We start from the raw sequence: 22,100 nt of genomic DNA on the forward strand, positions 1-22,100 counted from the left end.
TGTTAATATGGGTTATTTATATTAATAAACTTTATATTAGTATTCTCTATGCTTGAACACTTATATTAAATAAAGCTTCTTTTAACATAGAATGCAAGAATAAAAAATCTCATCTCTCATCCGTTGATTTCTTGTAGTATTCTATGTGTTGGCCTATTCTCAATAATACTCTTACCGTAATTTACAGTACTCCTATATGCATCAGTGGAAATGAATTTCTTAAACGAGTCCAAATCTCTCCAAACGCTATAAATCAAATACTCTGATGGCTCATCAACACTCTTGTAAAGCTTAGCGTCAATGAAACCATCAGCGTTAGCCCTCAAATAACTCAAAATCTCTCTAAACTTATCCTCAAAATCCTTCTCGAAACCTCTCTTAACCTTATAATAAAAACCAACATTAATCATAACTAACACCTTATTTTCTATATACCACGTAATGATATAGGGAGATGCCCTCACCTAGCATTAGAAAGATTAGCCCTAAATCTACGCCAAATAGATTAGAGAAATATCCAGTAGCTGGTATCGTCCATATTTGCGCTGCCAATACTACTGCGTAAATAAACAATACAGCTACTAAGCCTTCCGCCAATTTCTTCTTCCACTCTGGTACTCTTTCTTCACTAATTGCCATATTCTCGCTTTTTTGTTCCGCCTTTAATGCTATGGGTGCGATCTTTTTAGTAGTTAGTACAAATATTCCTGCAAGGGGAATAAATATTCCGACCGTTAAAATTGTGGGATTAGCCAGTAGCTCGATTCCAGCTATTACAAACAGAGATGAAGCTAAGACAAATGCCAACACAGTTATAGGACTTATTGTTCCTTTTATATTTCCTTTATTATCTGTTCTTGGTTTGATCGCAGTAAGCCCTAAAGCTACTATTATGGCTGGTGGTAAATATACTAAAACTTGTTGACCAACTGGAATCTCTACGCCAGGTGTTAGGTCACCCCATATGGTTGTTTGTATTAAGTAAGTTGCCATTAGAATGCCTATCCCTACGAACACTTTCCGCTTTAATGGGTGTAAGTATTCTGTCCTATCTAGGAAAGGCACTAGGATAAGATATATTAGTGGAATAATTACACCAATAAATAAGAATATTAATACGTCGCTTGTGAAGTCCGCTATCTTATATAAGAACAGGAAGAACCATGGTGGATAAGTTGTTATATGTGCTGCAGCTGGACTGTTTGGTGGGGGAGCTGGTTTCGGATTTAAGAATGGATTCAATTGTTGCGGTAATCCATTAAGGTAGGCTAAGGCATTTGGTATTATAAGAATGAATCCCCAACTCAAGAATACTAAGGACATCATGTAAACAAAATTCCTAGGCCACCATGGATTGAATTTCTGCCACTCCTCTTTCGTATAAACAGCTGGTACTTTATCCTTAACTTTTCTGGAGGGCATCATGCCATAATGCTCTGCCATGAAGAAGTGGAAGACGAATAGTAGGCCTATTAGTGCGGTAAATATTATGTGCCATGCTAATACCCTACCGTAATCTCCAGCATCGTAATTCCCAAATAGTAACGGAATGAAGATGGAAAGGCCCGGTATACTACTAATTATACCCTCTCCTACGTCCACAGCACTAGTTGCCAATGCATCACCTATTAAACTATATCCTAAGAACGCAGTGCCCAGAGTAAGTACTAACATTATTACACCAATTATCCATAATAATTCTCTAGGCTTCTTATACGCTCCGGCAAAATAATTCCTAAACATGTGAACATAGGCTAGGATTATCATGGCGTATGCCCCATATAAATGACTGTAAAGCACTACTGAACCGTATGGTACACTATTTATAACGAACTCCGTTGAATTATATCCAGCCTGGGCATTATAATATAACAAAAGGATAAGCCCGGTTATTACGGTATAAATGAAAGCAGACGCTACTAATGCTCCTAGCCAATAGTCTACCTTGTACATATAATCTGGTGTTTTGAAGAAGGGTAAATCATCTAATCCTAGTCTCTCCTTAAACCAGTCTGATAATTTAGAGCTCATAAGAATAAATTAAGGGAAAAAGGTAAAAAGTATTAAACGTTGGACTTATGACGAGAAAGGATTCTCAGTTTCTTGCACTGTTGTCTTATCACCAACTGGACTACCAAAACTTGAGCTTAAATCTTCATTAGGATTATTTGTAGGTACCCCATTACTTCCGTTCGGATATGCTGCTACACCAACTGCACCTATGGCATATAAGTAATCAGTTGACGAATCCCATTCTAATACCACTGCTGGTAATGGTCTAACCGTTGGTCCCGTTAATACTGAACCACCATGATATGGATCATAAGTAGAACCGTGACAATCACAATGTATTAATGCCGGGACCTTAGCTTGTTTAGCTGCTAATAATGCTGCCGCCGTGAGCTGGTCTGGTTCAGATGCAGTTAACTGCGATGGACCTACGTATTGTGGAGGGTAAAAGTGAATATAAGGCGGAGTACATCCTAAATGTTGGCAAATGGCAGAATATGCTACTATTGACTTATTAGGTCCAACACCTCCAGGAAAAGTATAGGTTTTACCAGTTTGAGGAACTTCTACAATTGTAGAAGGGATCTCTACTGGTTTCCCTGAGGAATCACCTAGATTTATTAAAAAGTTTGGTTCACCTGTCATTGGATATTCAAATATAACTATAAATGGACTATTAACTGGAATTTGCGATGCTTTAATTGGATTTCCAGAAGAGTCTACCAATAACGACTTAGGGAAACCACTAGTAACTGTAACTGTTGGTGGAACCAATACTTTAAGTCCCGGTATAACACCAACTACCGCAGCAGCCGCTATCCCAAAGATTAATGATTTGAGAAATTTTCGTCTCTTTTCGTCTACACTTCCAACGTTCTTATTTGTATAGTTGAACAAATAGTCTTCACCCCTATTTATAAATTCTTTTGTATCAAATTTTGTCTTAGGATCTCTCATTTTTCTAGTTAATTTTCTAATAAATGTTAGATTAGAGTAGTCTAAGATAGGCTTATCTTCTTTATCTGACTTAAATCTAATCATTTTGAATCACAAAAAATAAATAGTAAAATATAGCTTTTATCCATTTCTCGTTGGACTTATGATGTCAATTAAACGCTTTTTACTTTCAATTTCACCAGAAGTAATTACTAAGAAACCAATTATTGGAGTTAGCATATATATTAATAAAGAGAACCCATCAATTCCAAGAAAAACAGTAGTTATTATCAAAAAATATCCAACACTTGCACCGACATTACCCTTTATTAAGGATGTAACAATACCCATTATGCTTAAACCTAACGCGATCACTAAGAGAGTAATATGATAAGGATTATACAAGGTTATTCCCAAGGTCGACGGTAATATCATATTCATTAAAATTTCCAGGTACCTATTTTGGCTTATCGTATTTTCAAAAAATAAAAATGGAATAATTGAAAGGAGGCCAACTGAAACAGCTATGTAATTTCTAGAGGATTTAATTTTGCCCCATAATATTACATATGTCAAATACCCCGCAATAGAAATTAAATAAACTGTGAGGTAGCTTATGAATAGTGCGTTATGAAATATATTAAGAAGTATTGATGCAAATATTCCAAGATTTACTAAGATTAAAGTAGGAATTAAGAGAATTGATAACAACGAGGATTTAATTAAGCCTTCAATAGTGCTTGCTAATCCTAATATAAGAATTGCCATTTCAAGAGAATATACCAAGAAAGAGTTCTCGTAGTTAGGTATTAATGTAATAAAGGGTGAGACTAGCAATATAACTGTAATGGGTATTAATGACTTATAGGTAAAGGATAAGATTATACTGACTATCAACAGAAATACGAAGTAGAAGTAGAACGAGATATTCCCTAAAACGAGAAGTAAATTTGCATTAGGGATATTAAGAGGTAAAATAGAGGGAAACATAAAGGCTTGTTTGAATGAAAACTGTAAGAGGCTGAAAATGCCAAGTAAAATTAAAAAAAGGTTTAAATTACCTTTTAATTCATCTACTATTTTCATCTTCTAAACACCACATAAAGTATTACAAGTGCTATTATAGCTATCACGACGCCAACTATTGTAACATATATTGTAGCAGAGGGTATGCTTGTAACTGTGATAACGCTAGTTGTGGTAACTGAAGTGGCAGGCGTTGTGCTGGAGGTCGTGCTAGTTGGTGGAGTAGTAACTAATTCTAACGTTAGGAAGTTTGACGTAATAGACTTGTCAAATAACGTCTCACCAAGTTTTCCTTGCCATACTGCAAACGCTACATAATAGGTTTTATCAACTGTTATATTAGGCATCCAATTTGCATAGGCCGAAGGAACTGCAAGGGGCCTAGCGAACTCTACTGTCCAATAACCATTCTGATATGTTGCTCCAGTCCATATAAAGAATAGCGATCCGTTTAATCCACTTGATGCTACTGGTGCGTACCATATTCCAGAAGTATCTACTTCATACATGTTAGTATTATTAGTATATAGTGGAACTGCAAATCCGTGATTATTAGGGTCTACATAAGATAATCCGGTTAATGATGTGTTCTGCCAGAGATTTGCTTTAAATGCAGGATCATAAGTTGCGTTGTTCCATGTAGCCCCGGATACCCACATCCATATATTTGCTGCGCCTCCAGACTGTACTAAAGAGCCTCCGGCATCTTTAAAAGTCACACCATCAAATGTTTGGCCAGGAGCTTTGCCACCAATATTCATCCCATCTTTAGTAGGTGGTATTACACTACCCATATACCACATTATAGCAGCTCTATCTGGATAATACCACGTTGAGTTAGTGTAATAACCATAAAACATTCCATCTGAATAAAGAAGATCTTCCATTGGTCTTAGGGAATGCCATAATATTATTGTACCATTAGACATTACGCTAATTTGTGTATTGTTTGGAGTTGGTAACAAGATTCCAGAGTAGTTTAATACTAATCTCCCTTGTATAGTATTTCCATTAACTATTGAGAAATAGTTAGTATAATTCTTTTCTATCGTATAAGTAGTACCAGGTGTTAGCATTATTTGTCTAAACAAACCTGGACCAGACGCTGGGGGATAAAGTGCTGCTGCGGCTGCTGACCAGGCGCCAAATGCGGGTTCTGGAGCGTACCATCTTTCTAATATTATTATCCAAGATCCATTCCATACTGCTTTGACAAGAAGATAATGAGTAAGCCCAGAAGTTGGCGCCATTGGTATATTTGCAGTTAATGAAATGTTAATCCATGGTATTTGGTTCCAATAACTTGCAGATCCAGGATTTGACAAATCTGCACTACCAACGACTTTATAAACGGGAATTTGCGGGGAAGTCTGAGCCATTGGAACGTTTGCTAATCCCATTATAATAGCTAAAAATGAAGCAAGTAGAAGAACGCTTAATGTGTATTTTGACCTTCTCTTAATGCTCATCCTCTCACAAAAGTGCTTAAGCAAATGTTACTATTAAACATAAATCGTTGGACTTATGAGCAATGTAACGAGATGCGTTTAAGATAATTTTTCTCCTAACTTTGCTTATTATCTTTACCAATCTAAAGTTAACTTATTAACCTTTAAGCTTAAGTTAAAAGTGATGAAGGCTCTCGCATTTGATAAGAACGGAATAGAAAATCTAAAGTTTACAGATTATAGAGATCCAGAAATAGGTAATCATGAAGTATTAATAAGAGTGAAACTGGCTGGCGTAAATCCAGTTGACTATTATACTGTTGAAAGACTAAAAGCGAACCCGATACCACATATACCCGGAGTTGAATTTAGCGGGGAGATAGCTAAGGTTGGAGATCATGTTAGAAGTGTAAGTGTAGGCGATAAGGTTACAATTTATGGTAGAATATTTGACGGAACCTGTGACATGTGTATGGCTGGATATGAAACAGTTTGTAGAAATGGTGGGAGAATAGGAGTTGACGCTAATGGTGGATGGGCTGAATATATTGCAGTTGAAGAGAAGTATGTGTTTAAGTTACCAAATGAATATACGTGGGAAATGGGATCAAGCTTGACAGTAGCTGCTTTAACAGCTTATCACGCATTAAAGGAAGCACAATTGAGGCCGTCACAAACACTAGTTATATTTGGGGCATCTGGAAATACTGGAATGTTTTTGGTACAATTGGGTAAGAAGTTTGGGGCAAAAGTAATAGCTGTATCAAAAAAGAGCTGGTTAAGGGAATACGGAGCCGATTTTGTAGTTGATTATAATGAAGTAGAGGAAAAGGTGAAGGAAATTACAAATGGTAAGATGGCTGACGTAGTTGTGAACTCCTTAGGAGAACAACTTTGGGATAAGAGCTTTTCAGTTGTAGGGATTAGGGGTAAGTTAGTCACCTTCGGAACATTGTTAGGTGGTAATGTGAAGGTTGATTTAAGTCAGTTATACAGTAAGCACATTAGTATTCTAGGTGTTAATAGGGGTAATAGGAAGGACTTTGTAGAGTTATTAGACATTTGTAAGGATTGTAAAGTAAAGACATGGAAGATATTTAAGTTAGAGGAGGGTAAACAAGCTCTGAAAGAGCTTTTCTCTAAAGAGAGGGATGGTAGAATTTTCCTATCTCCTTAAAATTTCTCCAACTAGGAAAGATGGAAATCCTTGTTTTTCCGCCTCTTGAAGGACATCTTCTACTTCCCTTTTTTCACCTATTACAAGTACTAACAACTCTGACTGTAATGGGTCTTGAATAAAGGGAGCAGTCTCCTTCATGATTTCTGCATACCACGGCGTTGGTAATTGGATTTTCAGTGAATAATTTGGAAATAAATTATCTATATTATTAATTCCTACTCTAGTAATATTTATTGGTAAAATGTTACTATTTAATCTCAATATTTTAGTTGCCCTACTCAAAGTCTCTTCAGCTAACTCATAAACGTAATTAATACCAATACCTCTCTTCTCAAGATATTCAATATTTCCATTTAGTGCCTTATAAAGCAACTTCACTGGCAACATTCCTCCTGGTCTGTTTATCATACCAACCTTCATTCCTTCCTTAACTTCCACATATCCCCTATCTGCAAAGCCCCATACAAAACCTACCATATCATCCTTAGTTTCGATTTCATACCACTCAACTCCCCATGTTGTTATTAAATTAGATAGTGTAGCTCTTAGTATTTCCTTGTTCCTTTCAGGGTGTATAACATCAACGAAAAGTAAACCCTCACTACTGGCCATAAGTAATCTATTACCTTTAGACGTGGAGATTTCCTTTTCGTAAGTGATTTCTCTAGTAGAGGGATAAAAGAACTCACAACTTTTGTCCTCTCTCATTCCCATTTTAATACACAAGTTTATCTTAAGGTCACCGCTTAACTCTCCGTTAGAGCTGATGATCTTCATATTTGGTAATACCTTTTTCTGGCAACCATTTAGGAGTAGGACTGGATGAAAACCATGTCTAATTAATTTGGAAAGATTAAGGAAAAATTTTCTCTGTAGGTCAATCACCTTGGTTTGACCTCTACACTAAAGTATTTGCTTATGTAGGGGCACTTGTGAAATATATGAACTCCCTCATCTTTACAATCTGCAGCTAGCGCATAAGGTTCACCTTTTTCGTCAAAGCTTATAATAGCTTTGCAACCTGTAGGAAGAACAACTGTTGGAAATGCTTTCAGTATGAACCTAGCGAGCAAACGTTGACTGAACTCATCTAATTCCTTTGCCTTGGGTAACATAAGGCTTATTACAGAAAGTGGATGATTAAAACAAACACTTATTAGTGAAATTTCATATTTTTTCAAAAATTGATTCAACGTATCTAAAAATGATCTAATCTCATTCACGGAACCGTCATACTTCCATGCTTCTTTAAGCTTTTGAAGAGCTTGTAAACGGATATTCTCCTTATTTGTTAAATAGTATGCAAATGCTAGACCACGTGGAGTAATTGTAAATCCCTTCTTTTGTTTTGTCACTAGACTTAAGGATTTTAAATTAACTAGTATACGCCATACTGTAGCCATTGGAATATCTGAGATTTTAGCTAATTTGTATGAAGTTAGATAGCCATATATTACTAAGAACTCTAATACTACAGTGTCCCTCTCATCGAGGATTTTGATACTCATCAATAATAAATATATTATGTTAGTTTATATATTCTTATTATCATGATTTAGGACAAAAAAATTTTTATGTTTCTCTAATCAACTAACACTACTTCTTAAATTACTTAGCTTTTCTAAAAAATTCTAAATCTAACATAGAAAAATAGTAGAAAAAGGATATTACTTTCAACCTCTCCAGCCGAAGGAACCAATTGGAATTGGCTGATTGGAGACTGATTGGAATGGAGTCATTGGGGATAGTTGATATGCGTATTGGCCAGCAAATAATACATCAGCTCTCGCTAGAAAACCAGCAACTAACGCAAATATTGCAGCTACAACTATTACGTATTTAATTGCAGTCGGCAAATCAATTATTGGCATTGGACCCGTAGCCGATTCTGGAGCCTTTTGCTTCATTCCGAACATTAAGAACCTAGTAATTGACATATAACCTATTCCAGATATGATCAAGGTAATCGCAGATAGTGCCATATCTACATAGAAAGTAACTTGAGATAACAAATACTCATAAGCTACTTGATTGAAAACGTTCAAGTAATTAACGTTGGCTAGGAATAGGAACCATGTTGCTAAAATTGCAATGCTGGAGTAGAACATCAACTTAGTGAGCGTTATCCTAGCCCTTACAACATCCTCACTTTTACCTACTAACGATACTAGATATCCAAGTCCACTAGAAGCGAATATACCATCAGCTAAATAGAGGGCTGGTAACCCACCGTTATTCCAGAATGGTATTCCAGTAGTGGCTGCCAATTCAAATCCACTATAAGTTGTGGAAAATATTCCTGCAAATACGCCTAATATAGCAATTACACCCCTAGCCCATTTATTCTTAACGTTAAGTAACGAAATTACCATGTATATAAACGAGAAAAGTAACAGTCCACCTACGAATATAATGCCCCTGGCCATCCATGAAAATGCAAAATAGAATAATGCTTCAGCTGGGGCAAGTATTGCCGCTGTTGGTCTACCTAAATCCATATCGAAAAACAGTAAGGCTAAGATGGACGCGACAAAAGCAGCTACCGATGCCCTTCTGTTGAAAGCCCTATACTTTCCAGTTACTTCCATTAAACCTATTATGGCCATTAGCATACCGGCTATCTCTGTGAAGTATAACGCTAATGCTACGTACTCTCCCCATAATGGATACTGATTTATCTGAATGATAGGAGATTGTACCCCAAAAGACGTACTTGGCGCAGGTGCAGTAAATAGTCCCATTTTTATCCTTTATAAAGTTGACTAATAATTTAAATAAAGTTTCATTTCACTCTTCCGATATGTTCACTTGTACATATTTTTAAATAAACTTTTTTGCTAATATAATTGTATATTAAAATGTGGAGGATGTCATTAAGAAAGCTGAGGAACTATTGGAAAAAGGCAACTATAACGAAGTTTTGAGAATCTTGGAGAATTTTGAAAATGTGGAAGCGTACTTGCTTAGGGCTGAAGCCTATTTGAGAATGGGTAACTTCAAAGCGGCTTTGGCGGAATTAGATAAAGGTATTCAAACTTTTCCCTTCAGTTACCTAATATTGTCAGCTAAGGCTGAGATTTTGGAGGATGAGGGAAGACTGGAAGAGGCGTTAGAGAACATAAATAAGGCGTTAGAAATTTTGCCCTTTTCCTCTGAATATCGATTCATAAAGGCTAGGATATTGTTTAAATTAGAAAGGTATGAAGAAGCTAATATCGAGTTAACGGAAGTCTTAAGGATAAATCCAAGCAACGTTGACGCTAGGGTCATGAAAGCGTTTTGCTACTACAATATGGGATTAAAGTTAGATGCGTTATCAGAGATTAATCGCGCGTTAAATGTTAGAAAAGATGATCCATCACTTCACGAGTTAAAGGGTAAAATATACTTTGAGACTGGATTTTATAAGCTAGCCTTAAGCGAATTTAAGATAGCTGCTCATTACGAGCCCAATAATCCAGATCACTATTATAATGCTTCGTCTTGCTATTATAACTTAAAAATGTATAATGATGCTTTGACGTTCATAGATTTAGCCCTATCAAAGGGTGAGAAAGCTAATTACCATCTATTAAAGGCACTAATACTTAAAGAACTTAAAGCTGAATTTTCCAAAGAAATAGAAAAGGCCTTTGAGTTAGATCCATCAACCAAGGCAATTATAGAAGATATTTTCAAAAAATAGGAAATATGTTTAGTAGGAAATATCGGTAAAATGAAATGAATATTTAAATAAATAACACACGGAAGTGAAGAAAGAGGTCTAATGTTAAAGTTAAGTAGAAGGGACTTTCTCAAGATATCTGGTGCAACTGCTGTAGCAACTGCGTTAATTTTAGGAGGTAATAGTGTAGCGAAGAGGATATTTGATAGTGTTTCTGAGACGAATTACACTCTTAATTATCCTAGTGACGAAATCGTATACACTAATTGTTTCCAATGCTTAGGTAGGTGTGCAATAGAAGTAGTTAGGACTCCTACAGGTTTCCCCAGATATGTGACTGGAACAATAGGATGGCACATAAATGATGGAGGAGTTTGTCCAAGAGGTGCAGCTGATGTCTTCTATTACTTTGCTCCGTCTAGACTTAGATATCCCTTACTGAGAGCAGGAGAAAGGGGTTCTGGAAAGTGGATCGCTGTTGACTACGATACCGCGTTTGATATATTGGTAAATGGTACATCTGCACAAAGTTGGAGTAAACTGGGATTAAATCCCCAACAATTAGGCATTGGAAACTTCCCTGGATTGCTTAAAATTAGAGAAACAAATCCACATGCTTTAGCATTTTGGGAAGGAAGAGATCAATTAATACCCGCTATAACGGGTGGATATTTCTCAGCAAATTTCGGTACAGCAAACGCAGCAGCTCACGGTGGTTTCTGCTCAATGAATGTTTACACTGCTGGAGTTTACGTTACCGGCGCTCCAGTATGGGAGTATGCAGGGCCAGATGAGGAAAGATCACAATACTTTATTTTAGCCGGGCTAGCTGGAGATCATTTCCCTAACTGGATGAGAAGGATAATTGCTAGAATAAGGGAGAATGGTGGAAAGGCGCTCACAATAGCCCCCGAGAGGTATGGATTTTATTCAGTTTCTGATGAACATCTCTTCGTTAATCCGGCATCAGATGGAGCACTAGCAATGGGTTGGATAAGGGTTCTTGTTGATTTCCACTATTACGTATACAAGGTTTCTCAAGGACAAAGAGTACTTAACCCAATAACGTTACAGCCAGTCCAACAAGCTGTAGATCCGGCCTCTGGTCAATTATGGATGCAAACAATAACCACATCCGGTCAAGTAGTAACTCTATCAAGTTTAGGTGATATTCCCTCTACAGCAGTATTCCCACATATTGATGAAGAATTCTTAAGGTATTACACTAACTTATCTTGGCTAGTAATTGTAAACTCAAATCCACAAAACGGTGACTGTTTAGATCCCACAGATCCTACAGCTGAGAATAACGTGGGACTTCACGTAAGAATGCCCGTAAGTAATCCACAGTATAGTAGTAATAATCCTTGGCTAGAAGCAATAATGGGAAGCGATGGTAATGTTTATGCGTATGTTGACACTCCATGGCAGAAAGGTGTTATGCCAGTACTTACTTTAGATGAGTTACCACAAAATATGCAATCACAGATCGTTCAAGTACCTTATAAACTAAAGAACGGAACAGTAGTAAAAGTACCAGCCATTCAGGTTACCGTTCCTAAAGCTTTAGGTTCTCAAGAGACAATTACCTTAACGGCTACTACGGCATTTGAGTTATTAAGGGCTGAGTTATTTAACTACGACCCATACACACCCTCATCACAAACTCCACAATATGGTGCACTAAACGTCGCATCAGTTACTGGAATTCCACATCAAACTGTAGTGAGAATTGCTAATGAGATTGCTAATGTTGCTTTCCAAAAGGCGATATACGAACCAGCTAAGTGGGTAGACTATTTAGGAAGATTCCATGACCACGTGATAGGTAGGCCAGTTTCAATTTACTTCATGAGAGGTTTAGCTGCTCATGCAAATGGTTTTATGAGTGCTGCATCGCTTTACTACTTAGTGTTAATGGTAGGTGCGTGGGATAACCCGGGCGCTGATCTGTACAAATATCCTTATCCGCACTACTTCCCCGGTCACGCAGTACCACCGCATCCCTTGGCTAATGCTCCACAAATAGACCCAAGTGTTGCAAGTGCGATACAAGGGCTAAATCTAACAATACCCAAGGGTAGGAGTGGGTTCTTGAAAACTGAATACATATATAATGATGGAACAGTAGATATAAAGAATGTAACTGTGGTAGGAGCTGGGCCCTATGGATTTCCAGATGGGCCAGATGATTTAGTAATTTATAAGACTGGAAGACCATTATTAGTAGACAGAGGTTATTCTTGGGAACTACCACTAACAACGCAGAGGTCTATTTCAGCTGTAGTACCTACCTCATATCTTATGAACAAGTATCCAAAGCAAGTTATACCATATACGATAAATGCCATGATGTGGTACATAACATCACCGTTCTGGAATAACGCATATAATCTTGCAGAAGTTCTTCAAATGGTAACTGAAAAAGATAGCAATGGAAATTACATCATTCCATTTACAGTCTCATACGACTTGTTCATGCATGAAACCGATAACGTCGTTGATCTAATTATGCCAGACTTATCATTCCTTGAAGTATATGGTTTCCACAGTACCTTTGATAGACCCACTTCATTACCTCAAGGTCCTTCTGATTCGTTGAACTGGCCCGCATTACCCTCATTATACCCCGTATTAAGTACTGGTGACACTCTATTAACATTACTATGGATATTAAGGGCATATCCAAGCCAGAATACAATAGACCCCACGAAGAACCCATTCTATACAACTCAAGATCCTATCACGGGTGGAGACCTGGTTAGCCCTATAACGTTGCATGACCCAATCACCGGAACTACAATTCTACAACAAGGTCAGCCCGGATTAATATCCACCGGAATGTTCATATTAAAGCAAGGGATATTATTGGCAGGTTATGGTGACAAGTTCCAGTACATTTTGACAGACGCTAATGGTAAACAATCACCCAATCCTCAGCAATTAAAGCTCTACGCCTCATCAGTACCAAACAATTCAACGCAAGATGCTGTAATAAATCAGATACTAAGTAGTGTACCCAGTGGACAAACATTTTCCACGGCTCCAACTTACAAGATTGGCACTAGCAATAGATCAAGCGGAATAGAACATTACTTTAGGATTCCAGTAGAGTTTCAACCTAAGTTACAATCAATGTTACAGACCATAATCAATAAATACGCTGCAGGAAACATGACATTGGACGATATCAATCCCGGTTATGTTAAAGTAGGAAAAGGAGGGGCAGTATACGTATTACCACCTTCAATAAGATACATGAGAAACGTTAATATGTTCTACTTCCTTGGATGGGGAGCTTACATGCCCGGAGCTTATGGATCAATAGGTCTACCATACTTACATAGAATATACTTAGAATACTTACAGAAGTTTAGATTAGCCGCTGCTGGAAAATGGACTGGTTATAATGCTGCCTATTACTACTACTATCTAAAAACTAAGAATAGCAGCTTCCTAGTAAGATCACAGCTTCCTAATGATAGTTATGGTCAAGCTCTACAAAAGAATATTCTAGATTACTTCAGACCATTTGGTGGTTACTATCCCGTACCGGCATGGCAGTCAGATATAACTTCTGATGGAATAGATCTAAGTCAGTATCCGTTAACCTTCTTCGTTAGAAGACATGATAGAATGTACCATTCGTGGTCTTACGTAGTACCATGGTTAACTGCAATAATGCCATACACACCAGTAATGCTAAGTGCAGCAGATCCCTATGTTAAGAGCATGGGAATCCAAAGTGGTGATATGGTACAGTTTGAAGCAGTTAACCAACCGTCTAGCGGAGGACAAAGAACTACTATTACCGCAATTGCCTTCTTAGATAACGCAACAAGGCCAGGTACGGCATGGGTGATCGTATCGTCGCAAGCCTTACCAGGCTTTAGAAGCCAAGCAACCAATTCACCACAGGTTAAATATAGCATACTTAACAATTGGGCTAATATCTCTTATATGCCTCCATCCAGAGGTGGAATATTAGATCCTGTGAAAGATAATGCGTTCCCAATATTATATCTTGATCCAATTACTGGACAAACTTCATGGCATGATAGTAGAATAAGAATTGTGGGCAAAAGTGCATCAACACAAGTTCAAGTAGTCTCCAATAAGTTCACTTACATGGGCCAAGACTTTTCAAACCAAGATATACTTAGCGTAATAGTAAGCCAAATGGGAGGTCAAATAACAGTAAATAATACGCCATCACAACCAACATTTGCACAACCGATCGATATTCCACATCTGAGATTTGACGTTAATAATATTACGTCAACTAGTCTATGGAGTTATGTTGCACCTGGTTCGTTAGCCCCAACTTATACTATAGGGCAATATAAGATAAGATACGGGTTCGCAACAGAACCCTCTTCCTCTTAAGGTGATAGATATGTCTTCTCCCCAAAATACGACTACACCCCAAATTAAATTAGATATAAGACAAGGTGGGGTTCAACATGCTCCACCGTTCAGCTTAAAGGCAAACTACGCCATAATAACGGATTTAAACAAGTGCTTTGGTTGTGGAGGCTGCCAGATGTCATGTAAGGAATGGAACACATCGGGAATGTTTGGACCAATACCAGATCTAAATCCATACGGAGAATTAGACGTCATGTTCTGGCTAAGAGTACTCTATGTAGAAGTGGGAACATATCCCCAGACAAAGGTCTACAACATACCAATAAACTGCTTCCACTGCATAAATGCACCTTGTACCGAAGTTTGTCCAGTAGGTGCTACATTCAAGAGGACTGAGGATGGTATAGTTTTAGTTGACTATGAAGAATGTATAGGGACTAAATACTGTATTTATGCATGCCCATACGGGAACAGATTCTTCGATTATGTAGAAGGCGTTACAAAGAAGTGTACCCATTGCTTCGATAGGATTTATGATCCTACATTACCACCAGAGGAGAGAATACCAGCGTGTATCCACGGATGTATGGTTCAAGCAAGAATTTGGGCTAATATCCTAGACCCAACTGACCCTGGTACGATCTTATTCTACGATAAAGGAGGATTTGTAATGGGGCCTGAAACTGGAGCACAGCCTGCAAGTGGCTATTTACCATGGCGTAGCAAATACGCTGAAAGTGATGTCCAATTACTTAGTGAGGCTGAGTATTATAACGTATGGACTGCTAATGGCGTTGTACAACTTGGAGCTCAAGGGAACAACTCTACATATACTGAAGGTAATGGCTCAAATTCTAATTCAAGTTCATAATTTTTTTTATTTGGTGATTTATATTGTCAGTTTCCGTCTTGTTAAACGTTAGGCATGCGTTATACGATTTATTCGCGGATCTCTTCCTTTATAAGTTTGGAGAAGATGACTATAAACAGCTCTTGGAGAAGATTGACGTAGTGGATAGAGAACTAGGTAAACAATTGGAAGAGGTTATGGGGATAAGAGTTAATGAAATAAAAAGGGTTTTTAGTGAGACTAAAAGGTCAGATTATCTGTTGGAATACTCAACATTATTCCTTTCTGGATTTGGAGTTAAACCCTTGTTGCCAGTGGAAAGTAAGAGATTATTTCAGCTTATAGGAGAGAAAGTTGCCACTTTCAAGTACACTGACGTTATCAGGTTCTACAAATCCAAGGGGATTGTTATGAAATTCTCATCCCAATTTAATCCTGAACCTGATCACGTTTCTTCTATTTTCGCATTCATGTCTTTGCTTATTGAGGAGGAGTATGAGCACAGAAGTGAAGGAAGAGATCCGTTTAAAATAGTACAAGATGAGAAGAATTTCGCACTAACCCATATTTTCTCGTGGATTCCCGATTGGATCAATGACGTAATTAACGATCCGAGATCAAATATATACAAAATTGTATGTTCTGAATTGGCTAAGTTTCTTGAATTTGAGAGAAAATATTTAGGTGTAAATTAATGTTAAACGCTGGATTAATAGTATCGAAAAAAGCTAGGGAGATAATAGGGGATGAGATACTAAAGGAGGTTTTTGAAGAGGCTAAACTATCTTATGTTGCTGAGATGGGCGATTACATAATAGATGACGTTAAGAATAATGAGCTGAAAGCTTTGTTAGTAGTTAGTGAAAATGGAAGAGAAAGATGGATGGAGGATATAGATCAGAAGTTAGGAATTTCGCCACTAGCTATTCTTATAATACCTCCGAGCTGGTTTAAAGATAAGACTAAGGAGTACGTTTTTACCTTACTTACGGCATATTCTTTGAGAGTAGAATTAATGGATTTAGCTTATAGAGTTCAACCTACTCCCACTTCCTCGGTCTCCAGAAGATCACTGCTTAAATTGAAAACATACGAATACAAACCATACCCAGTACTATTCGATGAAGTTCACGCAGAAAGGGAAATAAATAGAGCGATTGAGTCTTGCCCTCAAGGATTAATAGTTAAAGCTCCAGAAGGTCCATCAGTGGGTTATCCAGAGAGATGCAGTGTATGTGGTTATTGCTCCGCGAGTTCATACTTAGGGTATCTTGAAATTCCAACAGCGACTACGGATCAAGTAGTGAGTTTCATTAATGCAATAGTTAACTACTATGAGGATAAACAAGCTGCATTATTGTTTACAGACTCAATAATGGACGAGGTACCAGAAGGCATATTCCCATTCTTAATGCCTTGTACTGCAGGAGTTCACGACTCCTTCGTTCTTGCATCATGTGCCGCTGGAATAACTCCTATAGTTCACGTTTCATCAAAATGTGGAAGTAGGGATATTGCGTTAAAGAGATTAGACGAATTACCATCTCATTTTCCCGGTACTAGTTTCACCATTAGTAAGGCTAAAGATGACGAGGAGCTTAAAAGCACACTCCTCTCTATTAAGTGGACACAACTTAGTAGATCCGAAATACCCCTAGACGTTATTTTACAGCGTAGTAGGAGAAGAGCGCTCCTAATATGGTCCATAGAAGAGATGTCGAAAAAGGTTAAATTAAACGAAGACGATGTTGTCCCAGAAGTTTATAACGTAGAGGTGGATCCAAACAAGTGCGTATTATGTGGAGTGTGTGTAAGGGCTTGTCAAATGTTAGTTCCCGAATTAAAGGGTAATAATACTTTAGAGTTAAGCTATAATATACCTTATTGTATTGGTTCACAACGATGTGTTAGGAATTGCCCAGAGAAAGCCGTAGTAGTAACTGGTTTCGCCAAGATTTCTGACCTTAAAAAGAAAGTTGTAAATAAGGCAGAGGTGGCAAAGTGTAGATTCTGTGGAAAACCATTGGGTTCAGAGAAGATCAAGACTAAGGTTGATACTCTACTAATACAATATGGATTCGCTGGAACTGCACAGTATACTGATGTCTGCAATGAATGTAAGCAAAAAATATTAACTAAGATCTGGTTGGAGAAATTGTTAAGTGGTAAGAAATGATACCATACATTATTGACTTAGATGCAATCTTCGATCTATCCTCTATTGAAATCTATAGACTAATCACTTCATCCCTCTCAAATGTAAGACACTATCCACCTAAGGATTTGCTGAAGACAGTAATAGGAGATCTCGATATTTCTAAATTTAAACCCTACCCTGACTCACAGTATTTAGAAGAGTTAAATTATAGGGCTAGAATTTACGTTGTAACTAACTTACCTAAAATAGACGCTAAATCACTTCTTTTAAGACATAACATAGACACATTCGTCCAAGACGTAATAACACCAGAGGACACTAATAAATACTTTCCCTCAAAAGAGGTCTTAATGTTCATATCCAGAAAAGCTAATTCACCATTAGGCTCAATTACTTTCATTACTCCCCATATAGATTACGCTATTCTTATAAGTAACATAGGTGTGAGAGCTATTTTAATTCGTAACTTAATATCATTGCCCAAAGACATAAAGGTAGAGATAAGGAAGAATCTAATTGAGTTGGTTGAGATTACAGCACAACATAAGGTGGAGTCTGGAATGGGGGATTCAGCGTTGAGGTGTTAGGAATGGTTAGTGATACTGAATTATTCAGTTGGTTTAAAGAGCTTGGGATGAAGGTAGAGCAAATTAAAAGCGGTGACCTATATTTTCACTTTACAGTATCACCTCCAATGGGCGGTCTTCCGGTGTCTGTTATAAGACCTAGACAAGATTCAACATACTACATAGTGGCTGTATTACTAGAGTTAGATCAAGAGAAATTAAAAAACAGTCCAAGATTAGTTGAACAAATCAAGAAAGAGTTATTGAGAATGAATGTAGAATTCTTCTTCACTCCTAATGATAAGGAACCGAAGTCGATTCAGGTGGCTAGGCTAATGTTTACAGATGGATTAACTAAAAACGAAGCCTTAAATAACGTAACTCTGGTTAAGAACTCGGCCTTATTAGTATTACAGCTTTTAAATGAAAGTTGAAAACTCTTTGACTTCCTAATACGTTTTCACTATGGATGGATTATATACTCTATATAGCAATGCTTAAAATCTATACGTTACATTTTAATATATGAAAAAGTTGTTAATTCTAATAATACTAATCCCACTTTTATTGATAAGTGATACCTTCCATGCAAATACCTCAATGCCAATAAAACACGTTATTATAATAATAGAAGAGAATCACTCATTCGATAATTTATTTGGGACTTATCCATTTGGTTACCCACCAATTATAAACAATATTACGCTCTCTGTGATGTGGCCGGATGGACTATACGATAACTACATACAGCTTGAAGACACTAGAAACGGAGTCCTTGGTTGGTTATCAGTACCCACAATCCCTTGGTTACCATTGTCGTATTCCCATCCATATTACGCTAATGCTTATGATACACTAGATCCTTCTGAAGGTTGGACTATATACCATGGAGATTACTGGTTTGGAAAACCAATTGGTTTCGTATTTTACTCCGGTACACAGTCAATGGCCTACTTTTCTTATCAACAAGCGGGAATACTTTGGGATTACGCTGAGGAATACACGCTAGCTGATGCTTACTTCTCGCCGGTATTAGGATTGACTGAACCAAATAGGGTAGCTTATTTAACCGGATTTCCTCCTGACTTCTTCAGCGATGAAGCGTATAACGTAGTACCTTTCAACGAGACCATAATGTATCAGCTAGAGAAGGGTAATATAAGTTGGGGTTATTTCGTTTATGACCTTAATGGAATACCATGGCCTCTAACCGCATTTACGGGAATTAATATGACTTATATTTACGATTTATCAGTGTTCTTTAAGGATTTAGAGAATGGTAGCCTTCCAGCCGTTAGTTGGGTGATGTTCTTAGGAGGTAATAGCGATAAGTATGATATGCATCCGCCCTATAATGTTACTGCTAGTGAAATGGAACTTGTTAAAGTAGTTAATGCTGTAATGGAGAGTAAGTCTTGGAACTCCTCTATAATATTTATAACCTTTGATGAGGGCGGTGGGTATTATGATCACGTAGTTCCTCCTGCAATTAATTATTACGGGCTAGGGCAGAGAGTTCCGTTACTTATAATTTCACCTTATGCAAAGGAAGGTTACGTGGATAATTACACCATCTCCGGTTATACGTTACTGGCATTTATTGACTATAATTGGCATTTACCGTGGTTAACTAAATACGTGGAGAACAGTGACTTGCAAGGATTATTACAAGCGTTTAACTTCTCATCTAAGCCAAGATCCCCTATCATTCTCTCGCCAAATAATTGGACTTATCCGATTCCATTACAACATCCTATCCATTATGGTTACATTGCTGTAGTTACTAACGATTACAAAAGTTATGCTACAGTGTACCCTGCACCTTCATTGAAATATATATTGCCTCTAGAAATAGTCGGAATCATATTAATAATAGGGAGGAAAAAGTTACTGACTCCTATAGGTCTCATAGTGTTACTGATTGTGCTTGGAATTTCGACTTATTATTACACTTTTTATAATTTATATAGTTTCGTCGCTGAGTTTTACGTATATTCGTCACTGATAGGAGTACTTGGAGGAACAGCATTATTAGTTAGGAGGAGAAAGAAATGAACAAGCGTTTCCCATTTCATTTTTTTACCTTCCAATTTTGAGGGACTAGAGACAATTTCTTCTCCTTTTTAACATCAAATTCTAAAAACGGAAGTTTTGATATGATCTTTAGGATGATTAATGTGATTATTCTCAACCTAATTACCATTTTTAGTCTCAGATTCTATAGAACATGTTTTAAAGTTGACATTAATACTGATTTTTAGTTATGAGTATCATATTAGTAGCAGTTATTCTAATTTCCCTCGGTTATTCAAGATTTTGAGCACTATCGATGAAGTTTTTAATTTTGCATTTGGTTGATTGAAAAGTGGGAAGTCCGAGAAGAAGCCGGACATTGCCAGAGTGATTTCATTAAATCCTTCAATTCCTTAGTTGGAATACTGGAGATGAAAGGATTGAGCAGAAAGGTGGAGGAGTTTCTCCGGTTCGTTGAGAAACGTTTAGGGAATACACTAGGTTTAATGAAAACTTATAAGTTACGTTAAAGTAGAACAACTGCTAATATTAATATTAATTGAATATTCAAATTGTAAGGTAGCATTTATTATCTCATTTTTACCAATCGTAAGGGAGTGATAGAGGTTGATATTTTTATAGTCTTTTTCTTCCCACGAGGAATCAATGTGAAACTAGAGAGCGAGTAAAATCAAGTATTACAAGAGAAAAAGAAATAAACAAGTAAGGAGAAAACAACATAAGCCTATTAGATACAAGGCGGATAAAACCTCATTAAAGAAGGCTAGTTGTGAATCACCTATAAAAAAAGAGGTGACAAAAACCCGAGTAGGAGGTTGTAACCAAATTACTCTAGGGAGTCAAGTAGTTAATATTATGCAAGAAGGACATGGTATTATGATAGCAAAGAATATAGAAGAGTACATGATTGACGCCTACAAATTCTCGATTTCCCCATGTTTGTTAGAGGTGAAACACGTAGTACCTTCTAAGAGCACAGTATTTTACAAGAGGTTACAGAAAACAGTTGTTGGTGAGGAGCCATGCGATGCTAAGGAAGTTTTTATATCTATTTCCTCTTATATCACATAGATGGGTTCGTACGAAAAAGCATCTTTACTCTGCAAGAGAGCATTAAGTTATTTAAAAGTTGCTAAAGATATATTTAATGAAGGTCTTTATGATGTTGCTGCAACAAACTGCCAAATTTCTGCTGAACTGTTAATAAAGTCTACTTATCTATTTCTTGGATACACATATCCGGAAACTCATAATATTAAGAAACTTTTAAGTGATTTAGCTAACTTAACTAAACTAGAGGAGGTAAGCAAGCTAATTAAGGGAAAGAGAAAGGAGCTCAACTTAGTAGAGCTTAGCAGATTTGAAGGTCAGTATTCACTAGTTAATGTTGATTCAGAATTTACTGCAGATTGTTTAGATACAGTAGAAAATAGTATATTAACCTCTAGTAAAGAAAATATGGGGGGATAAATGGTGTGGGGACTAGATTATATAAAATACTTAGAAAACAACTGGAGGAAGATTGTTGAAGAGGTTAAATTAGTAGCTAAGAAGTTTGGAAAAGTTGATAAAGTAATAGTATTTGGGTCGGTAATTAAGGGAAAAGTAACTGGGAGTAGTGATTTGGACATAGCAGTATTTTATGACGAAGAGTTAACAGATAAGGAGAAGATAAGGAGAGCTCTAGAAATACTTAATGAAGTAGATGAGGAAGTAGTTGTGATAAATATTCAAGTACTTGTGAAAAGCGAAGAAGATTTCTTCTTAAAGTTTATTGGAGAATACGTAGAAATATAATATCCCTACTCTTACGACGTCAGTATGAGAATCTCATTTTTCGCGTAAAAATGAGATGGGTGA

General features: G+C 37.0%; 20 protein-coding genes. 12 read left to right on the forward strand and 8 right to left on the reverse strand.

Annotation, left to right across the window (positions count from 1 at the left end; translation table 11 throughout):
• Window positions 1-116 precede the first annotated feature (116 nt).
• From J5U23_RS03485 to cbsA, 5 genes are read right to left on the reverse strand one after another with little or no spacing between them, the layout of a single operon-like run.
• Window positions 117-410 (reverse strand): antibiotic biosynthesis monooxygenase family protein, encoded by a 294-nt coding sequence (locus J5U23_RS03485; protein ID WP_218259470.1) that lies wholly within the window; start codon window positions 408-410, stop codon window positions 117-119.
• Between the two features lie 10 nt (window positions 411-420).
• Window positions 421-2,031 carry a proton pump complex cytochrome B SoxC gene (soxC, locus tag J5U23_RS03490; protein ID WP_218266967.1) on the reverse strand — a complete coding sequence of 537 codons (1,611 nt, stop codon included), beginning with the start codon at window positions 2,029-2,031 and terminating at the stop codon, window positions 421-423.
• Between the two features lie 45 nt (window positions 2,032-2,076).
• Entirely contained in the window at window positions 2,077-3,051 is a 975-nt protein-coding gene (soxL2, locus tag J5U23_RS03495) for a Rieske iron-sulfur protein SoxL2 (RefSeq protein WP_218266968.1), read from the reverse strand.
• Between the two features lie 36 nt (window positions 3,052-3,087).
• On the reverse strand, window positions 3,088-4,032 hold the full coding sequence (gene cbsB / locus J5U23_RS03500) for a cytochrome b558/566 subunit B (RefSeq protein WP_218266969.1): 945 nt from the start codon (window positions 4,030-4,032) through the stop codon (window positions 3,088-3,090).
• A complete protein-coding gene (gene cbsA, locus J5U23_RS03505; protein WP_218266970.1) occupies window positions 4,029-5,441 on the reverse strand; it encodes a cytochrome b558/566 subunit A in 1,413 nt (470 codons plus the stop codon). The genes cbsB and cbsA overlap by 4 nt, the downstream gene beginning before the upstream one ends.
• A 163-nt stretch (window positions 5,442-5,604) precedes the next feature.
• Between cbsA and J5U23_RS03510 the strand changes: the two genes are divergently transcribed.
• Window positions 5,605-6,597, forward strand: coding sequence for an alcohol dehydrogenase catalytic domain-containing protein (locus tag J5U23_RS03510; protein ID WP_218259475.1), 993 nt, complete (start codon window positions 5,605-5,607; stop codon window positions 6,595-6,597).
• On the opposite strand, the gene J5U23_RS03515 is transcribed toward J5U23_RS03510, so the two are convergent.
• From J5U23_RS03515 to nrfD, 3 genes are all read right to left on the reverse strand, one after another.
• Window positions 6,586-7,485 carry a hypothetical protein gene (locus J5U23_RS03515; RefSeq protein WP_218266971.1) on the reverse strand — a complete coding sequence of 300 codons (900 nt, stop codon included), beginning with the start codon at window positions 7,483-7,485 and terminating at the stop codon, window positions 6,586-6,588. The genes J5U23_RS03510 and J5U23_RS03515 overlap by 12 nt on opposite strands.
• The gene (locus J5U23_RS03520) at window positions 7,482-8,108 is read right to left on the reverse strand and encodes an IclR family transcriptional regulator (protein WP_218261204.1); all 627 of its coding nucleotides are present in this window, start codon (window positions 8,106-8,108) and stop codon (window positions 7,482-7,484) included. Before J5U23_RS03520 ends, J5U23_RS03515 begins: the two co-directional genes overlap by 4 nt.
• A gap of 165 nt (window positions 8,109-8,273) precedes the next feature.
• Window positions 8,274-9,341 carry an NrfD/PsrC family molybdoenzyme membrane anchor subunit gene (gene nrfD, locus J5U23_RS03525; RefSeq protein WP_218266972.1) on the reverse strand — a complete coding sequence of 356 codons (1,068 nt, stop codon included), beginning with the start codon at window positions 9,339-9,341 and terminating at the stop codon, window positions 8,274-8,276.
• A 119-nt stretch (window positions 9,342-9,460) separates the two neighbouring features.
• On the opposite strand from nrfD, the gene J5U23_RS03530 reads away from it, so the two are divergent.
• From J5U23_RS03530 to J5U23_RS03585, 11 genes are all read left to right on the forward strand, one after another.
• Window positions 9,461-10,285, forward strand: coding sequence for a tetratricopeptide repeat protein (locus J5U23_RS03530; RefSeq protein ID WP_218266973.1), 825 nt, complete (start codon window positions 9,461-9,463; stop codon window positions 10,283-10,285).
• A gap of 81 nt (window positions 10,286-10,366) precedes the next feature.
• Window positions 10,367-14,650, forward strand: coding sequence for a twin-arginine translocation signal domain-containing protein (locus J5U23_RS03535; RefSeq protein WP_218266974.1), 4,284 nt, complete (start codon window positions 10,367-10,369; stop codon window positions 14,648-14,650).
• Between the two features lie 10 nt (window positions 14,651-14,660).
• Window positions 14,661-15,503, forward strand: coding sequence for a 4Fe-4S dicluster domain-containing protein (locus J5U23_RS03540; protein ID WP_218261208.1), 843 nt, complete (start codon window positions 14,661-14,663; stop codon window positions 15,501-15,503).
• A 23-nt stretch (window positions 15,504-15,526) separates the two neighbouring features.
• Window positions 15,527-16,177, forward strand: coding sequence for a TorD/DmsD family molecular chaperone (locus J5U23_RS03545; RefSeq protein ID WP_218266975.1), 651 nt, complete (start codon window positions 15,527-15,529; stop codon window positions 16,175-16,177).
• Complete coding sequence (locus J5U23_RS03550) at window positions 16,177-17,658, forward strand: 4Fe-4S binding protein (protein ID WP_218266976.1); 1,482 nt, start codon at window positions 16,177-16,179, stop codon at window positions 17,656-17,658. The genes J5U23_RS03545 and J5U23_RS03550 overlap by 1 nt, the downstream gene beginning before the upstream one ends.
• Window positions 17,655-18,227, forward strand: coding sequence for an HAD family hydrolase (locus tag J5U23_RS03555; RefSeq protein WP_218266977.1), 573 nt, complete (start codon window positions 17,655-17,657; stop codon window positions 18,225-18,227). The genes J5U23_RS03550 and J5U23_RS03555 overlap by 4 nt, the downstream gene beginning before the upstream one ends.
• Window positions 18,228-18,229: 2 nt before the next feature.
• Window positions 18,230-18,640, forward strand: coding sequence for a DUF2299 domain-containing protein (locus J5U23_RS03560; RefSeq protein ID WP_218266978.1), 411 nt, complete (start codon window positions 18,230-18,232; stop codon window positions 18,638-18,640).
• A 91-nt stretch (window positions 18,641-18,731) separates the two neighbouring features.
• Entirely contained in the window at window positions 18,732-20,261 is a 1,530-nt protein-coding gene (locus J5U23_RS03565) for a phospholipase C (protein WP_218266979.1), read from the forward strand.
• Between the two features lie 771 nt (window positions 20,262-21,032).
• Window positions 21,033-21,311 carry a hypothetical protein gene (locus J5U23_RS03575; RefSeq protein WP_218266980.1) on the forward strand — a complete coding sequence of 93 codons (279 nt, stop codon included), beginning with the start codon at window positions 21,033-21,035 and terminating at the stop codon, window positions 21,309-21,311.
• Complete coding sequence (locus J5U23_RS03580; protein WP_244988815.1) at window positions 21,312-21,710, forward strand: HEPN domain-containing protein; 399 nt, start codon at window positions 21,312-21,314, stop codon at window positions 21,708-21,710.
• Window positions 21,711-22,037, forward strand: coding sequence for a nucleotidyltransferase domain-containing protein (locus J5U23_RS03585; RefSeq protein WP_218259480.1), 327 nt, complete (start codon window positions 21,711-21,713; stop codon window positions 22,035-22,037).
• The last annotated feature ends 63 nt before the right edge of the window (window positions 22,038-22,100 follow it).

It is taken from the genome of Saccharolobus shibatae B12, from assembly GCF_019175345.1.
GTDB classification, from domain to species: Archaea; Thermoproteota; Thermoprotei_A; order Sulfolobales; family Sulfolobaceae; genus Saccharolobus; species Saccharolobus shibatae.